At 68.3% G+C, this 18,034-nt stretch carries 16 protein-coding genes; 4 read left to right on the top strand and 12 right to left on the bottom strand.

What is annotated here, in order from left to right:
* Window positions 1-16: 16 nt before the first annotated feature.
* Together ACZ7KI_RS14100 and ACZ7KI_RS14095 are read left to right on the top strand one after the other, a co-directional pair.
* Window positions 17-1,066: a DUF2293 domain-containing protein gene (locus tag ACZ7KI_RS14100; protein WP_470273535.1), complete on the top strand. Its 1,050-nt coding sequence runs from the start codon at window positions 17-19 to the stop codon at window positions 1,064-1,066.
* Between the two features lie 39 nt (window positions 1,067-1,105).
* Window positions 1,106-1,462, top strand: coding sequence for a DoxX family protein (locus ACZ7KI_RS14095; RefSeq protein ID WP_470273665.1), 357 nt, complete (start codon window positions 1,106-1,108; stop codon window positions 1,460-1,462).
* Here ACZ7KI_RS14095 and ACZ7KI_RS14090 read toward each other — a convergent pair.
* The 6 genes from ACZ7KI_RS14090 to ACZ7KI_RS14065 all read right to left on the bottom strand — a co-directional run bounded on the left by ACZ7KI_RS14090 (window position 1,450) and on the right by ACZ7KI_RS14065 (window position 9,581).
* The gene (locus ACZ7KI_RS14090; RefSeq protein WP_470273534.1) at window positions 1,450-1,698 is read right to left on the bottom strand and encodes a hypothetical protein; all 249 of its coding nucleotides are present in this window, start codon (window positions 1,696-1,698) and stop codon (window positions 1,450-1,452) included. The two genes, ACZ7KI_RS14095 and ACZ7KI_RS14090, sit on opposite strands and share 13 nt — an antisense overlap.
* A 5-nt stretch (window positions 1,699-1,703) precedes the next feature.
* On the bottom strand, window positions 1,704-1,997 hold the full coding sequence (locus ACZ7KI_RS14085) for a hypothetical protein (protein ID WP_470273533.1): 294 nt from the start codon (window positions 1,995-1,997) through the stop codon (window positions 1,704-1,706).
* Entirely contained in the window at window positions 1,987-2,982 is a 996-nt protein-coding gene (locus tag ACZ7KI_RS14080; RefSeq protein WP_470273532.1) for an outer membrane protein assembly factor BamB family protein, read from the bottom strand. Before ACZ7KI_RS14080 ends, ACZ7KI_RS14085 begins: the two co-directional genes overlap by 11 nt.
* A gap of 98 nt (window positions 2,983-3,080) precedes the next feature.
* A complete protein-coding gene (locus ACZ7KI_RS14075) occupies window positions 3,081-8,264 on the bottom strand; it encodes an adenosylcobalamin-dependent ribonucleoside-diphosphate reductase (protein ID WP_470273531.1) in 5,184 nt (1,727 codons plus the stop codon).
* Window positions 8,265-8,297: 33 nt separating this feature from the next.
* On the bottom strand, window positions 8,298-8,786 hold the full coding sequence (gene nrdR / locus ACZ7KI_RS14070; protein WP_037304189.1) for a transcriptional regulator NrdR: 489 nt from the start codon (window positions 8,784-8,786) through the stop codon (window positions 8,298-8,300).
* A gap of 300 nt (window positions 8,787-9,086) precedes the next feature.
* Window positions 9,087-9,581, bottom strand: a complete 495-nt coding sequence (locus ACZ7KI_RS14065) for a LysM peptidoglycan-binding domain-containing protein (RefSeq protein ID WP_470273530.1) — start codon at window positions 9,579-9,581, stop codon at window positions 9,087-9,089.
* 331 nt (window positions 9,582-9,912) lie between these two features.
* Here ACZ7KI_RS14065 and lexA point away from each other — a divergent pair, with 331 nt between their 5' ends.
* On the top strand, window positions 9,913-10,629 hold the full coding sequence (lexA, locus tag ACZ7KI_RS14060; protein WP_465463495.1) for a transcriptional repressor LexA: 717 nt from the start codon (window positions 9,913-9,915) through the stop codon (window positions 10,627-10,629).
* Window positions 10,630-10,725: 96 nt separating this feature from the next.
* Here the strand turns inward: lexA and ACZ7KI_RS14055 are convergent, their stop codons facing one another.
* The 3 genes from ACZ7KI_RS14055 to ACZ7KI_RS14045 all read right to left on the bottom strand — a co-directional run bounded on the left by ACZ7KI_RS14055 (window position 10,726) and on the right by ACZ7KI_RS14045 (window position 14,186).
* A complete protein-coding gene (locus ACZ7KI_RS14055) occupies window positions 10,726-11,733 on the bottom strand; it encodes a hypothetical protein (RefSeq protein ID WP_470273664.1) in 1,008 nt (335 codons plus the stop codon).
* A 478-nt stretch (window positions 11,734-12,211) separates the two neighbouring features.
* Window positions 12,212-13,645: a GTPase HflX gene (gene hflX, locus ACZ7KI_RS14050; RefSeq protein ID WP_470273529.1), complete on the bottom strand. Its 1,434-nt coding sequence runs from the start codon at window positions 13,643-13,645 to the stop codon at window positions 12,212-12,214.
* 43 nt (window positions 13,646-13,688) lie between these two features.
* Window positions 13,689-14,186: a helix-turn-helix domain-containing protein gene (locus tag ACZ7KI_RS14045; protein ID WP_470273528.1), complete on the bottom strand. Its 498-nt coding sequence runs from the start codon at window positions 14,184-14,186 to the stop codon at window positions 13,689-13,691.
* A 61-nt stretch (window positions 14,187-14,247) separates the two neighbouring features.
* On the opposite strand from ACZ7KI_RS14045, the gene ACZ7KI_RS14040 reads away from it, so the two are divergent.
* Entirely contained in the window at window positions 14,248-15,498 is a 1,251-nt protein-coding gene (locus ACZ7KI_RS14040; RefSeq protein ID WP_470273527.1) for an MFS transporter, read from the top strand.
* Here ACZ7KI_RS14040 and dapF read toward each other — a convergent pair.
* Genes dapF through ACZ7KI_RS14025 form a run of 3 tightly spaced genes read right to left on the bottom strand, consistent with a single transcriptional unit; the run spans window position 15,495 to window position 17,921 of the window.
* On the bottom strand, window positions 15,495-16,322 hold the full coding sequence (gene dapF / locus ACZ7KI_RS14035) for a diaminopimelate epimerase (RefSeq protein WP_470273526.1): 828 nt from the start codon (window positions 16,320-16,322) through the stop codon (window positions 15,495-15,497). The two genes, ACZ7KI_RS14040 and dapF, sit on opposite strands and share 4 nt — an antisense overlap.
* Before the next feature lie 10 nt (window positions 16,323-16,332).
* Complete coding sequence (gene miaA, locus ACZ7KI_RS14030) at window positions 16,333-17,235, bottom strand: tRNA (adenosine(37)-N6)-dimethylallyltransferase MiaA (protein WP_470273525.1); 903 nt, start codon at window positions 17,233-17,235, stop codon at window positions 16,333-16,335.
* Window positions 17,232-17,921: a class III extradiol ring-cleavage dioxygenase family protein gene (locus ACZ7KI_RS14025; protein WP_470273524.1), complete on the bottom strand. Its 690-nt coding sequence runs from the start codon at window positions 17,919-17,921 to the stop codon at window positions 17,232-17,234. The genes miaA and ACZ7KI_RS14025 overlap by 4 nt, the downstream gene beginning before the upstream one ends.
* Between the last annotated feature and the right edge of the window lie 113 nt (window positions 17,922-18,034).

The following is an 18,034-nucleotide window of genomic DNA, read 5'->3' as shown; positions in this document are numbered from 1 at the left end:
GCTAGGATTTCCGACGATGCAGGGTGCGGCGAAGCTGGAACAGCGCGTCGTGGAGACGGCGGAGAAGCTGTTGTCCACGCGGAAATCGGTGACCGCGCTCGACGTCCTGGCCGGGATCGGCTGGCTGTCGGAAAACGTCATCAAGGCCTGGCAGCAGAGCAGGATCCCCGACCTCTCGACGTCGCTGCCGGTGAACACGGAAAAGCTGACCTTCGCCCTCGGAGCGCTTCAGCGTTGGGCCGAGGCGAACGGCCTCGAAGGCTCGGAGATCGAGCACGTCGCGGCGACGCGTGACCGGGCCGCGCTGACGGCGACTTCGGCCGACCACGCCGACCTCGAACCGCTGTTCCGGACGCACTGGATCATGCCGGGACTGTCCGACGCCAAACGTGCGCAAGTCGTGGCCCGGCAACAGAAAGCCCCCGATCTCTTCGTCTGGGTCGCGATCAAGGAGTGGACCTGTGCCGAATGCGGCGGCACCGGCGATCTGCTGTACCTGGAGAAAGAGGTGCCGCACTGCCTCGACTGCGCCGATTTCGGCCACCTCGTCTTCCTGCCTTCCGGTGACGCGACCCTGACCCGTCGGGCCAAGAAGGCGAGCCGCCTCTCCGCCGTGGTCACGCGCTTCAACCGGTCACGGAAACGCCAGGAGCGGCAAGGGATCCTGGTCGAGGAAGAAGCACTCCGCAGCGCCGAAGAGCAGTGTTTCGCCGACGAGGACGTCCGGGAACGCCGTCGCGTCCGCGACCGCGAGCGGCGCGCCCAGGAGGATGTCGAGTTCACCGCCCGGTTCTTCGCCGCGATCAGCGAGATGTTCCCCGGCTGCCCGCCGGAGCGGGCGCGCGCCATCGCCGAACACGCCGGTCAGCGCGGCAGTGGCCGGGTCGGCCGGTCCGCCGCTGGGCGGGAGCTGGCCGAGCGGGCGGTGTTCCTCGCCGTCGTCGCCTCGATCCGGCACCTGGACACCGACTACGACGACCTCCTCATGGCGGGTGTGGAGCGGCAGGCCGCCCGTGACCGCATCCGCACCACCATCGACACCGTGCTCGAGCGCTGGCGTGCCTGACCACTGTCACGATCCGGGCCCGAGCCTCGTCCGATGAGCATGTTCACCGCCTACCTCATCGTGGCCATCGTGACGATCGTGGTCAACGCCGGAATCGCCGCCGCCGACTTCGCGCGTGTCCCCTTCGTCCTCAAGAACTCCGCCGAGGTGAACGTCCCTCGATCCTGGATCCCGCCCCTGGCCTCACTGAAGGCGGCGGGAGCCGCGGGGCTGCTGCTGGGCCTCCTCGGCGTGCCCTTCGTCGGGACCGCCGCCGCGGCCGGGCTCGTGCTGTTCTACCTCGGCGCCGTCCTCACCCACGTGCGTGCCCGGGTGCTCTACAACATCGCCTTCCCCGCCGGTTTCCTCGCGCTGGCGGTGGCGACCTTCGTCCTCGATCTCGCTCAGACCAGGTAGGGACCGAAGTGGTCGGCGACGACGTCGGCGATCGCCTCGGCGTCCTTCGAGCCGTCGATCCAGAGCACCCGGATGCCGAGTCCCTGCGCGGTACAGACGGCGTCTTCGGCGACCAGACGGTCTCGCGCGATCCGGTTGCGTTGAGCGCGTTCGGGATCGCAGACCCCGCGTGTCACCGCGCCGGCCCTGGGCAGAACCCGAAGCTGATGCTCGCGGAAGTCGTCGGTGGGCACCATCACGATCATCCGCCGTGGTGAATCCAGCAGGGGCGCGACCAGTTCCGGGCGCAGCCCCCAGCCCTCGGCGAGGATCGGGCGCCCGGAGACGTGACGGGCGAACCGGTGCGGACGCGGTGGGCGATGCGGCGATCCTGGTGGGCGCGGGCATCGTGGAAGTCGTAGTGGTAGACGGTGATGCCGTGCCGGTGGGCGAGCAGCCGGGAGACGGTGGACTTTCCCGCCCACTGGCCGCCGCAGATCCACAGGGTTCGGCCGAGGGTGCCGAAGGGATCGACGATTCCCTTGTCAGTGGCCACCGGGCCTCCTGGCGTCGACAGCGAGCAAAGCCCCCTTCGCGAGCAGAAGGAACTTCGACGGCCCTTGCTCGCGAAGGGAGCGGATCCGCTGGGCTATCCGGACACGCTCGCTCACCAGTCCGGCCAAGTCGATCCGGAACAACGATCCGCCTTCGTCGGCGATCGCGAATTCTCCCTCCACGGACGCGACCGAGGCGACGAACCGCCGGTCGTGCTGGATCCTCCACCGTTCGGCGCCGTCCGACGGGTCGACCACCGTGTAGCCACCACGCCGCTCGGCCAACCAGAGCAAGCCATCGCACAGGTCCACCGCTCTGGGCGCGAGATCACGCTCGGCACGGCACACGGTCTCGGCTTTCGTCTCGGCCGGGACGAGGCGTACGACCAGCCGGTCGCCGCATCGCATGAGGAAGCCGCCGCCCTCCACGCGAAAGGCGGGACCGGTCTCGGGGCCGACCAGGGGCTCGGGCAAGGACCACGTGGCCAGCTCCCGGCCGTCACCTCGATCGATCAACGATACGGAGTCGCCGCCCGGCTCACCGAGCAGAAAACCGGCCTCGGTCGCGGCGGGCAAGACTGTGCTGCCGCGCCTTCCAGCACGCCAACGCGGCACACCGGTGCGGAGGTCCACTGCGGTCACTGGCGTATAGCCGCGCCAACCGCCTACCAGCACGAGTTCTTCGTCCACCACGACATGACCGGCGAACGAGCCTGGCTCCGCTTGCCAGACCTTTTCGCCGGTTTCGACGTCCAGGCAGAGCAGCCTGCTGGTGTTCTGCGGAATCACCAGACAATACGGTTCGGCGATCACGACCGCGCGCGGCCATGTCCCGACCGGAACATCCCAGAGCACCGAACCATCGGCAGGCCCCAGGCCGACCAACCGTGTGCTCCGCTCGTGCACGACCAGGTGCTGCCCGGTGACCGCCATCGCGGACGGCGAACCGGCTTGATGCAACGGCCGTTCCCAGCGGACATCGAACACGAGACCAGTTCAGCAGCGGAAGGGCTACCGCACAACCGAGTTCGCCGACGCCTGCTTCGGCGAACGACGTGGGTCGTCCGCTGAAGCAGGCATCAAGGTCAGCTGCAGCCGGAGGTCGCTCCGCAGCCTTCACAGGCGTAGCACGAGCCAGCGGGCCGCATCTTGGTGCCGCAGGTCATGCAGAGCGGCGCGTCGGAAGCGGTGCCGAGGTTCAGCTCCACCAGTTCCGCCGTCGAATGCGCCTCCTGTTTGGCGGAGGCCGCGGCGGACGAGTCCACAGTGGACCGAAGCGCGTCGATGTCGACGCTCTCCGGTTCCGCGGCGGGGGCCGAGCCGCCGCCGTAGTTCGCCTCGACCTGGGCCGAACGTTCGTCGGCGGTGAAGATGCCGAGCTGCGAACGCTTCTCGTACGGCAGGTAGTCCAGTGCCAGCCGTCGGAACAGGTAGTCCATGACGCTGGTGGCGATCCGGATATCCGGGTCGTCGGTCATGCCGGCGGGCTCGAAGCGCAGGTTGGAGAACTTCGAAACGTAGAACTCCAGCGGAATCCCGTGCTGCAGGCCGACCGAGATCGACATCGAGAACGCGTCCATCACACCCGAGAGGGTTGATCCCTGCTTGCCGAGTTTCACGAAGATCTCGCCGAGCCCGTCGTCCGGGTAGGAACCTGCGTGCAGGTAACCCTCGGCGCCGCCCACGGTGAACGACACCGTCTGGCTCGGGCGCTTCTTCGGCAGGCGCTTGCGGACCGGCCGGTACTCGACGACCTTTTCGGCCTCGGGTTCGGCCTTCTCCTTCTTGGCGGTGGACAGTGGTTGCCCGACCTTGCAGTTGTCGCGATAGATCGCGAGCGCCTTGAGGCCGTACTTCCAGCCCTGGAAGTAGATCTCCTCGACCTCTTCGACGGTCGCCGACTCCGGCATGTTGACCGTCTTGGAGATCGCGCCGGACAGGAACGGCTGCACCGCGGCCATCATCCGGACATGGCCCATCGGCGCGATGGACCGCTCCCCCACCGCGCAGTCGAACACCTCGTAGTGCTCGGGACGCAGTCCGGGGGCGTCGACGACGTGACCGTGCTGGGCGATGTACTCGACGATCGCTTCGACCTGTTCGCCCTGGTAGCCGAGTGCGGCCAGCGCGCGCGGTACGGTCTGGTTGACGATCTGCATCGAGCCGCCGCCGACCAGCTTCTTGAACTTGACCAGCGAGAAGTCCGGCTCGATGCCGGTCGTGTCGCAGTCCATCATGAAGCCGATGGTGTTGTGGCTGACGAAACCATTGGCGACGTAGGTGACGTTGTCCGGCACCGACAGGTCATAGGTGGGCTGAACGCCACCGTCCTCATTGGACTCAACGGGCTCGAAAAGGTACTTGAGCGCCCGGCCGAGCCGGGGATCGAGAGTTTCGGAATAGATCCGGCGGGCCAGCATCCGTGCCACTCCACCGGTCTTCCGCAGCGACTGGACGACCGCGTCACGGTACTCGTGTCCAAGAGGTACCAGTACGTCCCACACAGGTCGGGGAAGGTGCACTCGATCACCCCTGGCCGACCCGTCCGGTTCCAGGCACACCATCGACCGTGCCTTGCGCTCACCGATGAAACCGACGACCTCGTCGAAGATCATGGCGTGGTCGGCGTTCCGAAGCCGGATCTGCCGTACCGGCCCGCCGAATCCGCTGGTCGTCCGGCGGGTCGTGGTCGCCATGCCCAGGGTCAGCAGCAGGCTTCGAAGGTCTTCGGCGAAAAGCTCCGAGGAGGTGGAGACGCTCGGAACTCCTTCGAGCACGGTCCCGTCCGCCTCGAAGACTCCACGCAGGAACGCGGCGTAGACCTCGGGGTCGTTGGTCTCCCGGATACTTGCGGGGACCCGGGGAGTCCAGCCTTTTCCGGCATGGTCGAGACCGGGGAGGTCCTTCGCGAATCCGGCCGCCTGCCACCACCGAGCCAGCCGGACGGACTGGAGGGTCACCTCCTGGTAGCCCTGACACTGCCGGACCACGGGCTCGAGGTCGAAGAGGCCCTTGCTCAGGATGCGCAAGCGTTCGACGACATCGAGATCGGTGTCGGCCACACAGAGCCGAATGCCCTTGGCGTGCAGGCTGCCGTCGCCTTCGAAGTACCCCACCAGTTCCGCGAGATCAGCGGTGACCTCGTCCGGTACCCGGACATCGCGGTCGCCGGAGTAGTACGCCTGGTCGAGCACGGGCAGCGGCACCCGGCGAGGATCGCCGACCAGACCGCCCAGCTGCATGGGCACCAGGTCGCCGGGCCGGATGTCGGCGAGTCGTTTCCAAACCCACGCCCCGGTCTCCGGTTCCAGCACCTTGACCCGGTGGGCGAGAGTGCCCTGGATCCGGTATCCGCCCTTGGTCTCGATCCGGCGGGTGGGCTCCTCACCATTGACGAAGAACTTCGTGGCCTGACGCGGGCCTTCGTCGGTCGCGACCGTGAACTCGACATCCTGCCAGCGATCTCCGTACAGATCGCCGAGTTCGGAGAGCCGGGCCAGTCCACGGTCGGTGGTGACCAGGGTGTCCGCGGTCAGGCATCCGGTGGGCGCGAGAACCGAGGCCTGCGCGTTACGCCAGCCGCTGGTCTCGCCCAGTTCGATTCCGCGCTTCCACTCCTGGGTCGCGAGGGCGCGGACTGCGGCGTCTCCTGTGTGGTAGGTCCGCACCAGTTCGTTGGCCGCGGCGTGTTTGCGCATGACCCGCTGGTGCGCCTCGGCGTTGCGCGCGTAGCCCTCGTACGGACCGACGGCCGCGGCGAGTTCGGCCGAACGCCGGTACGAGACACCGGTCATCAGCGAAGTGATCGCGGCGGCGAGAGCGCGGCCGCCGTCGGAGTCGTAGGCGTGCCCTAGCGCCATCAACAGCGCGCCCAGGTTCGCGTATCCGATACCCAGCTGGCGGAACTTCCGTGTGGTCTCGCCGATCGCCTCGGTCGGGAAGTCGGCGAAGCAGATCGAGATGTCCATCGCGGTAATGACCAGCTCGACGGCCTTCGCGAACAACGGCGCGTCGAAGCCGCCATCGTCGGTGGCGAATTTGAGCAGGTTGAGCGAGGCGAGGTTGCAGCTGGAGTTGTCCAGGTGCATGTACTCCGAGCACGGGTTGGACGCGGTGATCCGGCCCGATTCGGGGCAGGTATGCCAGTCGTTGATCGTGTCGTCGTACTGCAGACCCGGATCCGCGCACTCCCAGGCGGCCTGGGCGATGGTGCGGAACAGCTTCTTGGCGTCGACCCGGTCGATGACCTCGCCGGTCATCCTGGCCCGCAGGCCGAACTCGCCCTGGGTCTCGACGGCCTGCATGAACTCGTCGGAGACGCGGACCGAGTTGTTCGCGTTCTGGTACTGGACGGAGGTGATGTCGGAGCCGGAGAGGTCCATGTCGAACCCGGCGTCGCGGAGGACCTTGATCTTTTCCTCTTCGCGGGCCTTGGTCTGGACGAACTCTTCGATGTCCGGGTGGTCGACGTCGAGCACGACCATCTTCGCCGCGCGCCGGGTGGCGCCGCCGGACTTGATGGTGCCCGCGGAGGCGTCGGCGCCGCGCATGAAAGAGACCGGGCCGGACGCGGTGCCGCCGGAGGACAGCAGCTCACGCGAGGAACGGATGCGGGAGAGGTTCAGGCCGGCACCGGAGCCGCCCTTGAAGATCAGGCCCTCCTCGCGGTACCAGTTGAGGATCGACTCCATGGTGTCGTCGACCGCGAGGATGAAGCAGTTGTGGACCCGGAGGTTGCCGGACAGGTACTCGCCGGACTCGGTCTGGATGTCGTAAACCGGCATCTCGCCACGGCTTTCGATGTCGGCGATCTGCAGCCGCTTGGTCTCCAGCGCGGGACGCCCGGGCTTCTCGAAGGATGCTTCGAGCTTGGCGGCCTTGACCGGGTCGAGGAAACCGATGGCGTCGGCGAAAAGCCGACGGTCACCCGCGTTCTGGATGCGGATCCCCCACAGGTCGTGACAGGCGTCCCGCTTCTCGGCCTTGCGTGCGACCCGGGCGAAGATGCCGAACCTCGAGAGAAGGTGCTGGATTCCGCGGATCAGTTCCTCACTGATCATGTCGAGCCCGACCAGCGTCGACCGCTCGCGTTCGGACACATAGCCCTCGGCTTGGAAGATGCTCCGGAGGTAAGCGGCGACCACGGGAAGCGGGGCGGTGTTCAGGTCTTCGGGGACCGTCATGGCACGGCCGCGGGCGCGCAGGCCCCAAGCGCTCACGAAGGATTCGAGCTTGGTCCCGTAAAGACGGGTGCGACGGCAGTCCAGCGACCGGTCCTGTGTCTCGACTTTCCGCTCATGACGGTGCACATCGGGAAAGACGCGATCGAGGGCGCGCTGAACCCAGGCGAGTTCGGCGTCGGTGACGGTCATCGCCTCGATCGTCAGGGAACGGTTGGTCCCTTCGCACTGGCCGACGAAGCCATCTGACTGCAACCAGCCGGCGAGTGCGGCCTCGGCCACGTCCAGCTCGTTGATCTCGGTCTCACCGAAGGCATCGCGCCGGTGCCATTCGAGAGTGTCTCCGGCACGGAGTTCCCCGGCGGGCACGAAGGCGCCACCGTTCCCGGTCGAGCGCCAGACAAGGTGATCGGCGGTCACATCGAGGCGGTGACCGGACGTCGTCGTGAGGCGCAGGACCTCTTTGATCCCGTTGGCCTTGGTGGCGACGACCTTGGTCAGGCCGTGCGCGTCGTAAACCTTGGCACCCACCGCGTCCAGCTCGACGATGCGCCCGATGGGAACCGCGCCACCGGGAGTGTTGACCAGCGCGTCGTAGGGCTGGCACGCGGAGACCTGCTGCTTCGAGGTGGTTCCGACGTTGAACCACACCGGCGAGTTGAAGCTGAACACCTGGTGCAGCAGCATCCACGTCAGCTCGTGTTCGAAGACCTCTGCGTCGGCGGGGCTCGCGAAGTAGCCGTGTTCGCGGCCCGCGTTGACGTAGGAGTGGACGACGCGGTCGATCAGCTGCTTGAGGCTCTGCTCGCGCTGGGCCGAGCCGACGGCGCCGCGGAAGTACTTGCTGGTGACGATGTTCGTCGCGTTGACCGACCAGAAGTCGGGGAACTCGACGCCGCGCTGCTCGAAGTTGACCGTACCGTCGCGCCAGTTCGTCATCACGACGTCCCGTTTCTCCCAGGTGACCTGGTCGTACGGGTGGACGCCCTCGGTGGTGAAGACACGCCGCACGGTGAGCCCGCCGGCCTGCTTTTTCTTCCCGCTGGTCCGCGCTGTGGCCGGGTTACCTGTTCCCACGGTCTCGGTCATGGGTCTTCCCTCACTCCCACGCGGGAGGCGGCATCAGCCGTCTTTCGCGTCTTGATCGCTCTCGTCCGGTGCGGCAGCCATGGCCTCGCGAAGGTCCGAGATCTCCTTTTCGAAGTCCTCGACCGAGGAAAAGGAGCGGTAGACGCTGGCGAACCGGAGATACGCGACGCCGTCGAGTTCACGCAGGGGACCCAGGATCGCCAGGCCGACCTCGTGACTCGGGATCTCCGCCAGCCCTGCCGACCGGATCGACTCCTCGACCCGCTGCGCGAGCTGCTGCAGCGCGTCGTCGTCGACCGGCCTGCCCTGGCAGGCGCGTCGCACCCCCCGGACCACCTTGTCCCGGCTGAACTGCTCGGTGACCCCGGACCGCTTGACGACGGCGAGCACCATCGTCTCCGAAGTGGTGAAGCGCCGGCCGCAAGCGGCGCACGAGCGCCTCCGCCGGATCGCTTGACCCTCATCCACCTCTCGGGAGTCGACGACCCGAGAGTCCGCATGCCGGCAGAACGGGCACCTCATCCGCCGATCACCTTCCCCTCCGCGCCGGCCGGTCCCCGAGTGGACGTCCGTCCCGTCGCCACGCAACGACGGAAAGATCGACATGTGGATCGATCTGTGGACATCCGGTGGGCGAACACCGGTCAGCTGTGGACAACTGGTACCGAGTCTACCCCAAGCTATGGACCAACTACAGCCATGTAACTACTACATATAGCGGTGGAGACTAGATCGCAGGTGGGACGCACGCAAGCGCAACCACAGGGCCGATCAGACACGAAAGGGGACATCACCCGCGGTGGGTGAGAACGGTCTTCAGGCTCACCTCCCACCCTCGGCGACCTCGGCCGCGACCGGGACGGTGAGCGGCAGTCCGGGGACCAGAACGGCGTCTTCCAGGGAGTTGAGCTCCTTGATCTTGGCGACGACCGCGCCGGGATCGCTCCCTGGCGCGAAGCGGGTGGCGAGATCCGACAGCGACTCCCCCGGCGAAACGGACACCGTGGTGGTCCGCTCGGGCACCGCGGCCCCGGGAACTCCGGCCAGGAACAGACCCAATCCGGTGACGACGCCGGCGACGAGCAAGGCCATCGTGACGAGCGAGGGCCAGCGGAGCGGGAGCCGCCGGGGCGCCGGGCAGCCCGGGGAGACGGTCGCGACGCCGGGGCGATGACCCGCCACGACCCGCGCCCGCGACGGGGGCCGCAGCGGCTCGGCGCGCCTGCCCCGAACCACCCGCACCGGCCGGGTCAGCCCTGCCGGAACGGGCCCGGGGGTGCTGGGTCGCACCAGTCCTCGATCGGCCAGAATCGACATCGGAACCTCCTCGCATCCTGCTTCACTCAGGTCCAGCGCCGGGCGGACCCGGCGATCAAGGTCGAACACGCGTTCTATCGAACGCCCGTGCGAATGTGTACCACCTCCCACCGACAAAAATCGAGCGACACGGCGTGTCCATCGAACAGATGTTTGAAATCGTCGTCCCGGCGGGCTAACGTCGTTGACCAGGGCGTCTGCTGTGCGGACGCCGCCGGTGCCGTGGGCGGGAAGATCGTCCGCCATCGGCGAAGACAGCGGAGGACACGCGAAGTCGGTCCGGGAGACCGGACGTACTGGGAGGCGACGCAGGAGATGAAGGAGCGAGACGGTGGCTAAGGAGAGCAAGGCAGGGAACGCGCCTAGGCGCTCGGGCAAGGTGCGCGCCTTGCCCGAGGTCTACGAGGTGGACGAGACCCTGACCGTGCGGCAGCAGCAGGTGCTCGACGTGATCAAGCTGTGGGTGAGCCGGTTCGGCTACCCGCCGAGCGTGCGGGAGATCGGCGAGGCGGTCGGGCTGACCTCCACCTCGTCGGTGTCGCACCAGTTGCAGGCCCTGCAGCGCAAGGGATATCTGCGACGCGACCCGAACCGCCCGCGTGCGGTGGGCGTCCTCGCCGTGACGGACGACAACCCGATGGGCATCGATGTCGAGCAGCCGCAGTCGGCCGCGAAGGCCGCGTACGTGCCGCTCGTCGGCCGGATCGCCGCCGGTGGGCCGGTTCTGGCCGAGCAGGCCATCGAAGATGTCTTCCCGCTGCCGAGGGAAATCGTCGGCGAGGGTGAGCTCTTCCTGCTCAGCGTCACCGGTGACTCGATGATCGACGCCGCCATCACCGACGGCGACTGGGTGGTCGTGCGCCAGCAGCCCACGGCCGATCCCGGCGAGATCGTGGCGGCGATGATCGACGGCGAGGCCACGGTCAAGACGTTCAAGCGCAAGGACGGCCACATCTGGCTGATGCCGCACAACGAGGCCTACGAGCCCATCCCGGGTGACGACGCCACGATCCTCGGCAAGGTCGTGGCCGTTCTCCGCAGGCTCTAGTCAGGATTCGGTCCGGAACCGGAGCGCGCCGGGATCCCAGGTCACGAGACCACGGGTCAGACCCGGCAAGCTTCGGTGGTCCCGGCCACCTCCTCCTCAAGCGCGCCGTTTGCGCAGCCTGCCGACCAGGAGGAGACCGCCGATCACGACGATCGCGGCGATGCCGACCTGCACGTACGGGAAGTCGGTTCCTTGGCCCTCGCCACCGGCCGCGGAAGTCCCGCCCGACGTGCTGCCCTCGGCCTTGGCCGCGGCGAGGGCGGCCGCGCCCTTCACCGCACGGATCTGCTCTCCGACGCCCTCCCCGCCGGACAGCAGCGTCCCGTCCGGATCGAAGGCGAGCGCCTCCCCCTGCTTTTCGTTCGGCAGGGGTACGCGTACGGGTTCGCGCCGCAGGGCGCCCGCCAGATCTCCGTCGGTGACGGCGTAGAGATAAGCGTCGGTGTAGGTGCGCAACGCGACCACCGAACCGTCGGCCATCGACGCCGCCCCGGTGACCGTCATCGAACCGATCGAGCCCCCCGGCCCGCCCGGGGTCGAGGTCTCCTTGATCCGCAGCGATCCCACGCTCTCCAGCGGGGTCGGGCCAGGGCTGGCGAGCGGCCCGGTGGGCCGGTACACCTTCGAGTCGCCGAAGAAGTCCTTGGTGATCAAGTACGGCGTACCCGAGCGGTCCATGATCAGCGCTTCGACGTCGTGCTGGCCGTCGGGGTAGGTGAGCCGGTGCAGTGTCGCCTTGCCCTGAGGGGTCAGCGAGATCAAGGCGACCGTGTCTCGCTTCTTGCGGTTGTCACCGGTGTCGGAAAGCCAGAAGGTGCCGTCCGGGGTGCGGGCGAGGTCTTCGGGGTCGTACGGATCCGTCGCGGCCGAGATGACCTTCTGGACTTTGCAGTCCCGGCCGAGCACGAAGACCTGCACCTTGGTGCCGCCGTCGTTGAGGGCGTACAGGTGCTCGCCGTCCGAAACCAGGCCCGATAGCTCGCTGAGCCGGGAGTCGCGGTTCGCGCACACCGGCTGTGGCGCCGGGACCTCCTGCGCCATGGCGGGAGTGGTCCCGCCGACGAACGTCCCCAGCACGACCGCCGCCGCGACAATCCCCCGCACATCCACCTCCGGATCGTGGCACCCCTGAAGCCCCACACTACGGAGACGTCCGGGACGGCGCGCAGTTCGGTGCGAGGGCCGAGACAGTCCGGAATGTCGCGAAGGCCACGTCGAGCCGATCATGCATTTATTGAGAGGTGACCCAAAGGTGGCGTGGTGGGTGGTAAGTCCGTGAAGGCCTCCTTGAGGGACTCTGGGTCCCTCAAGGAGGCCTTCACGGACTTCAAGACGGGACGTTGATGTCACAGCCGTCCCACTGTCACCAGGGATCACGCCTGACGGTAGTGAAGGGCTCCTTCACTAACCGTCAGCGTAGGCAAGGAAGCCTTCACCACCAGGGAAACGCGTAGGCAGCAGCGACCACAGCCCGCGACACGACACGTTTGACTTACCCCTCAATAGTCCTCTAAATGCGGGAGTCTCCGGGTACAACGAAGGCCCCCTTCCACGCGTGGAAGGGGGCCTTCGTGTACTTGTCTTACAAGGCCGAGCCGTTCGTCTGGAAGTCGCTCAGCGCCGCGGCCAGTTCAGGCCTGCCCCGGACGACCAGCCGTGTGCCGGTCTCGACGTGCTCCTCTTCCAGCACCTCGCCGTCGGCGTGGGCGCGGGAGACGAGTTCGCCCCGCGCATACGGGATCAGCACCTCGACCACGAGCTCCGGCCTCGGCAGCCGCTCCGCGATCGCCTCGGCCAGCTCCGTGATCCCGGTACCGGTCCGCGCCGACACCTGCACCGAACCGGCCATCTGGTGCCGCAACCGGGCCAGCGACACCTCGTCGGCGGCGTCGGCCTTGTTGATCACCAGCAGCTCCGGCGGGAGTGGCTCGGAACGGCGCTTCGTGATCTCGGTGAGCACTTCGCGCACCGCGTTGACCTGCTCTTCCGGCGTCGGGTCGGCACCGTCGACGACGTGCACGAGCAGGTCGGCGCTCGCCGCCTCCTCCAGCGTCGACCGGAACGCGTCCACCAGCTGGTGCGGCAGGTGCCGCACGAAACCGACGGTGTCGGTCAGCGTGTAGGTGCGGCCGTCGGGCGTCTGTGCCCGCCGGGTCGTCGGATCCAGCGTGGCGAACAGCGCGTCCTCGACCAGTACCCCGGCGCCGGTCAGCGCGTTGAGCAGGCTCGACTTGCCGGCGTTGGTGTAGCCGACGATCGCGACGCTCGGCACCTCGTTGGCCACCCGGCGACCGCGTTTGGTCTCGCGGATGGTGTCCATCGCGGCGATCTCCCGGCGCAGCTTCGACACGCGCTTGCTGATCCGCCGCCGGTCGGTTTCGAGCTTCGTCTCACCGGGGCCACGCAGACCCACACCACCGTTGGCGCCACCGGCGCGGCCACCGGCCTGCCGGGACAGCGCCGCACCCCACCCGCGAAGCCGCGGGATCAGGTACTGCAGCTGGGCCAGCTCGACCTGTGCCTTGCCCTCCTTGGAGCTGGCGTGCTGCGCGAAGATGTCGAGGATCAGGGCGGTGCGGTCGATGACCTTCACCTTGACCTTCTCCTCCAGCTGACGCAGCTGGCCCGGCGAGAGTTCACCGTCGCAGATCACCGTGTCGGCACCGGTGGCCGCCACGATTTCGCGCAGTTCCTTGACCTTGCCCGAGCCGATGTAGGTGGCGGGGTCCGGCCGGAGCCGGCGCTGCACCAGGCCTTCCAGCACCTCGGAGCCCGCCGTTTCGGCCAGCCGGGCGAGTTCGGCGAGCGAGGCCTCGGACTGGAGGGCGGTCCCCTCGGTCCACACCCCGACCAGAACGACGCGCTCCAGGCGCAGCTGCCGGTATTCGACCTCGGTGACATCCGCGAGTTCGGTGGACAGGCCCGCTACCCGGCGGAGCGAGGCGCGGTCCTCGAGCTCCAGTTCACCGGTCGATGGGTCCATGTCGTTCAGATCGTTGTGTGTCAGTTCCGTCATCGTGCCTCCATGGTCCCACGTTTCTGCGTCGGGACCGAATTCATTAGCCGCTGGGATACCTCGACAGGTATATCGCCGTTCGCTTCGCGTTCGTGTCCGTCGGCCGGGCGAGGAACTCGTCGAGCAGCTCGTTGATCCGGCCTTCGAGCTCGGCGATCTGCTCCTCCGGCAGCTGCAGGACCAGCCTCGTCTGGCGTAAGTCGTCGAACCCCGTCTCGGCGATCTCGGCCAGATACGCCTCGAAGATCGCCTGATCGATCCCCCTGTCGCTGGAATCAAGATGCCAGGACAACCCGGTCGAGCGATACGGAATTTCTTTCGCACCGCGGTTGCCGCGCCGTGCCGGGAGAGCTTCGAGGAAACCCGTGTCGACGAGTCTGCGCACGTGGTGCAGTGTCGTCGCCGGGTCGCGGCCGAGCCGCTCGGCGAGTTCCTTGTTGGTCAGCGCCTCCGAGTAGGTCAACCGGATGATGCGCAGCCTTATTCCGGAAGCCATGGCCGCCGCTTCGGCCTCGGTGGCGGCACGTCGTGAGGTAGGCACGGCGACAGCCTAGGACGAAAAGTGATTGACACTTTCCAATCACTCGCGCCAGGGTGGCCCGGTGCGCAGAGACTCCCTCTTCTTCCATGCCGACTTCCGGCGGCTGTGGGCGGGTGACACGGCCAGCCAGGTCGGCGCGTTCGCCGGGCATACCGTGATCCCGCTGCTGGCGGCCACGGTGCTGGCCGCGACGCCGTTCCAAATGGGGCTGCTCACCGCGGCGGAGACGGTGGCGTTCCTGATCATCGGCCTGCCCGCCGGGGTATGGGTGGACCGGATGCGGCGCCGCATCTTGATGCTGCGTGCCGACTTCGTCCGCGCCACGTTGCTGCTCAGCATCCCGGTCGCCTGGTGGGCCGGGATGCTCACGCTGACCCAGCTCATCGTGGTCGCCACGCTCGTCGGCACGGCGACGGTGTTCTTCGACATCGCTTACCAGTCGTATCTGCCGGCGCTGGTCGGCCGCGAACATCTCCTCGAGGGCAACGCGAAGCTCCAGGCCAGCCAATCCGTGGCGTTCCTGGCCGGTCCGGGTATCGGCGGCGGACTGGTGCAACTGGCCGGCGCGGCCAACGCCGTGCTCACGACCGGGCTCGGTTTCCTCACCTCGGCGCTGTGCCTGCTGCGGATCCGCACCGTCGAACCGGAGCCCGAGCGGCACGAAGACGCGAAGCTGCTCCCCCAGATCGTCGAGGGCCTGCGGTTCGTGTTCACCGACACCGCGCTGCGCTCGATCGTCGCCTGCACCGCGACGGCCAACCTGTTCAACGGCGTCTTCGTCGCGGTGGAGATCCTGTTCCTGAACCGTGATCTCGGCCTGTCCCCGGCGGCCGTCGGCCTCGTGCTCGCGACCGGCGGGGTCGGCGGGATCACGGGCGCGATCTTCGCCAACGCCATCACCCGGCGGATCGGCCAGGCCCGGTCGATCTGGCTCGTTCCGCTGCTGACCTGGCCGTTCTACCTGCTGCTACCGCTGGCCGCGCCGGGCTGGCGGATCAGCCTGTTCCCGGTGGCCACGATGATCGCCGGGTTCGGGATCATCGTCTACAACGTCGCGCAGGTCTCCTACCGGCAGGCCGTCTGCCCGGACCGGCTGCTCGGCCGGATGAACGCGAGCGTGCGGTTCGTGGTCTGGGGGATGCTGCCGCTGGGCGGGCTGCTCGGCGGTGTCCTCGGCGAGACGATCGGGATCAGGGGCGCACTGTGGGTCGCCGTGGGCGGCGAGACCGCGGCACTCCTGTGGGTGGTCTTCTCCCCGCTTCGGAAACTTCGCGACCTGCCGAGCGAACCGATCGCCCAGCCGGTGGGCTAACCGCCGAGACCGGCCCACCAGGCTTCGTCGAGTTCGCCGCGCGCGACGATCTCGGCGGGGCCGGTGAGGGTGGACGCGCCGCGGCGGACCTCGACCACCACCCGGCCACCGGGGATGTCGACGGTCGCTTCGCCGGTGTCGGTGCCCGCGAGGTGCAGAGCGGCCGCGACAGCGGCGACCGTGCCGGTACCGCAGGAGCGTGTCTCACCGACGCCGCGCTCGTGGACGCGCATCTTCAGCGCGTTGTCGCCCAGCAGGTTGATGAACTCGAGGTTCACCCCGTCCGGGAACACGTCGGAGTCGAAATCGGGCTGGTCACGCAGATCCAGCTCGTCGACGTCGTCCTCGACGACCGAAACCAGGTGCGGGTTGCCGACGTTGACCGCGACGCCGGAGAACGGCTTCCCGGCGACCACGGTGACCGAGGTGCCGGTGATCGTCGCCGGTCCCATCTCCACGGTGACCGAACCATCGGCGTGCATCCGCACCGGCCGGTCCCCGGCGCGGGTGCCGATGACGAAGTCGCGCTCGGCCACGAGCCCGGAATCGACCAGGTGGCGCACGAAGACCCGGACGCCGTTGCCGCACATCTCGGCGACGGAACCGTCGGCGTTGCGGTAGTCCATGAACCATTCGCCGCCGGACTCGATCCCCAGCGCGGACGACCGCACGATCCGCAGCACGCCGTCGGCGCCGAGACCACGCTGGCGGTCGCACAGTGCCGCCACCCGTGCCTCGGTCAGCTCAAGGCGGCCGTCGGGGTCGGGAAGCAGCACGAAATCGTTCTGTGTGCCGTGTCCCTTAAGGAATTCGATGCCGCCCATGATGTTCAGGCTACTGGGCCGTCGCCTCGAGGACGCGCTCGGCCAGCCGCTCCGAACCGCCGTCGAACCACTCGATGCGCTTGTCCCGCCGGAACCAGGAACGTTGCCTCCGCACGAACCTCCGGGTGGCCTGCGCGGTGGCCTCGGCGGCGGCCGCGAAGTCACCGTCACCGTCGAGTGCGGCGATCACCTGTTGGTAGCCCAGCGCCCTCGACGCGGTGAGCCCGTCACGAAGCCCTTGCCCCAGCAGAGTCCGGACTTCGTCGACGAGACCGGCTTCGAACATGATCTCCACCCGCCGGTCGACGCGGGCGTCGAGTTCGCCGGGTTCGCGATCCACGCCGATCATGACCGTGCCGTAGCGCGCGGGCCCCGGTTTCGGCAGATTCGCCGAGAACGGTTCCCCGGTGATCTCGATGACCTCCAGCGCGCGCACGATGCGGCGGGTGTTGGTCGGCAGGATCGCCGTGGCGGCGATCGGGTCCAGTCCGGTGAGCCGGGCGTGCATCGCGGCAGCGCCGATCTCGTCGGCCTCGGCGGTCAACCGCGCGCGTACGGCGGGATCGGTGCCCGGGAACTTGAGCTCGTCGAGCACGGCCTGGATGTAGAGCCCGGACCCGCCGGTGAGGATCGGCACGCGGCCCGCGTCGAGGAGTTCTTCGACGCACCGGCGCGCGTCGCGCTGGTACGCGGCCACGGAGGCCGTCTCGGTGACGTCGAGGACGTCCAGCAGGTGATGCGGCACGCCTCGCCGCTCTTCGGCGGTCGCCTTGGCCGTCCCGATGTCCATCCCGCGGTACAGCTGCAGCGCGTCGGCGTTGATCACCTCGCCGCCGAGCGTGAGCGCGAGTTCGACCGCCAGCGCGGTCTTCCCGGTCGCCGTGGGCCCGACGACCGCGACCGGCCGGATCACGCGTGCTCCCAGACGGCGACGTGGTAGCCGACGCCGAACGGCGCGGCCGAGTAGAGCACGTCGGCGGCCCAGTCTCCGTCGGCCGCCAGCCCGGCGAGGACCTGCCAGGGGGCGCGGCCGCCCGCTCCGAGTTCGGCGGCGAGGGCGGGGTCGAGCGCGGCGAGCGCGCCGGTGTCGGCTTTGGCCAGCGCGTCGCGGATCCCGGCGTCGAACCCCTCCGCGCGTTCGTCCTCACCGCCGGGGGAACGAGGGCCGTGCCTGCTCGAACCGTCGCCGAGGACGAGTACCGCGGCCGGCTCCCCCAGCTCACGGCCGACCAGCGCACAGTGCTCGGCCGGGGCGGCGGGATCGACGAGGTGGACGCGGACGGATGACGCGTTCGCCTGCTCACGCAGCCAGCCCGCCACGAGTGCGGGCAACGGCAGCTCGGTTTCCGCGGCTGTCACCCGGCTGAGTGAGACGCCGACGTCGACGCCGAAACCGCGGAAGGAGCCGCTCGCGTGTTCCGGCACTTCAGGTGCGCCCGCGGCCGCGCCGACGACGACCCAGTCCAGCGAAGCGCCAGCCAGGCGCTCCACGGCTTGAAGGCATGCTTCGCGCAGCTCGGCGCCCTCATCCGCCGCTCCGGCGGCTAGTTCGGGAATGAGAAGTGGGGGTTGCGGGAGCACGGCGACACGGCGGATCACGGCCGCCGACGTTACCTTCCCCGCCAGAAGCCGCCCGCAACCGACCGCCACGGAACGTCCTCCGGAAGTAGGATCACTGCCCTCTGGTGGTTCATCCGGTTCCACGGTGGACG

The organism is Amycolatopsis sp. NPDC039088 (assembly GCF_055598845.1).
This window is presented reverse-complemented; position numbering and strand designations above follow the sequence as displayed.

What these genes read in the sequence shown, in the direction of transcription:
- ACZ7KI_RS14100 (WP_470273535.1), top strand. Translation starts at nt 17, where the DNA reads ATGCAGGGTGCGGCGAAGCTGGAACAGCGCGTCGTGGAGACGGCGGAG.
- ACZ7KI_RS14095 (WP_470273665.1), top strand. Translation starts at nt 1,106, where the DNA reads ATGTTCACCGCCTACCTCATCGTGGCCATCGTGACGATCGTGGTCAAC.
- ACZ7KI_RS14090 (WP_470273534.1), bottom strand. Translation starts at nt 1,698, where the DNA reads ATGGTGCCCACCGACGACTTCCGCGAGCATCAGCTTCGGGTTCTGCCC.
- ACZ7KI_RS14075 (WP_470273531.1), bottom strand. Translation starts at nt 8,264, where the DNA reads ATGACCGAGACCGTGGGAACAGGTAACCCGGCCACAGCGCGGACCAGC.
- nrdR (WP_037304189.1), bottom strand. Translation starts at nt 8,786, where the DNA reads ATGAGGTGCCCGTTCTGCCGGCATGCGGACTCTCGGGTCGTCGACTCC.
- ACZ7KI_RS14065 (WP_470273530.1), bottom strand. Translation starts at nt 9,581, where the DNA reads ATGTCGATTCTGGCCGATCGAGGACTGGTGCGACCCAGCACCCCCGGG.
- hflX (WP_470273529.1), bottom strand. Translation starts at nt 13,645, where the DNA reads ATGACGGAACTGACACACAACGATCTGAACGACATGGACCCATCGACC.
- dapF (WP_470273526.1), bottom strand. Translation starts at nt 16,322, where the DNA reads ATGGGCGGCATCGAATTCCTTAAGGGACACGGCACACAGAACGATTTC.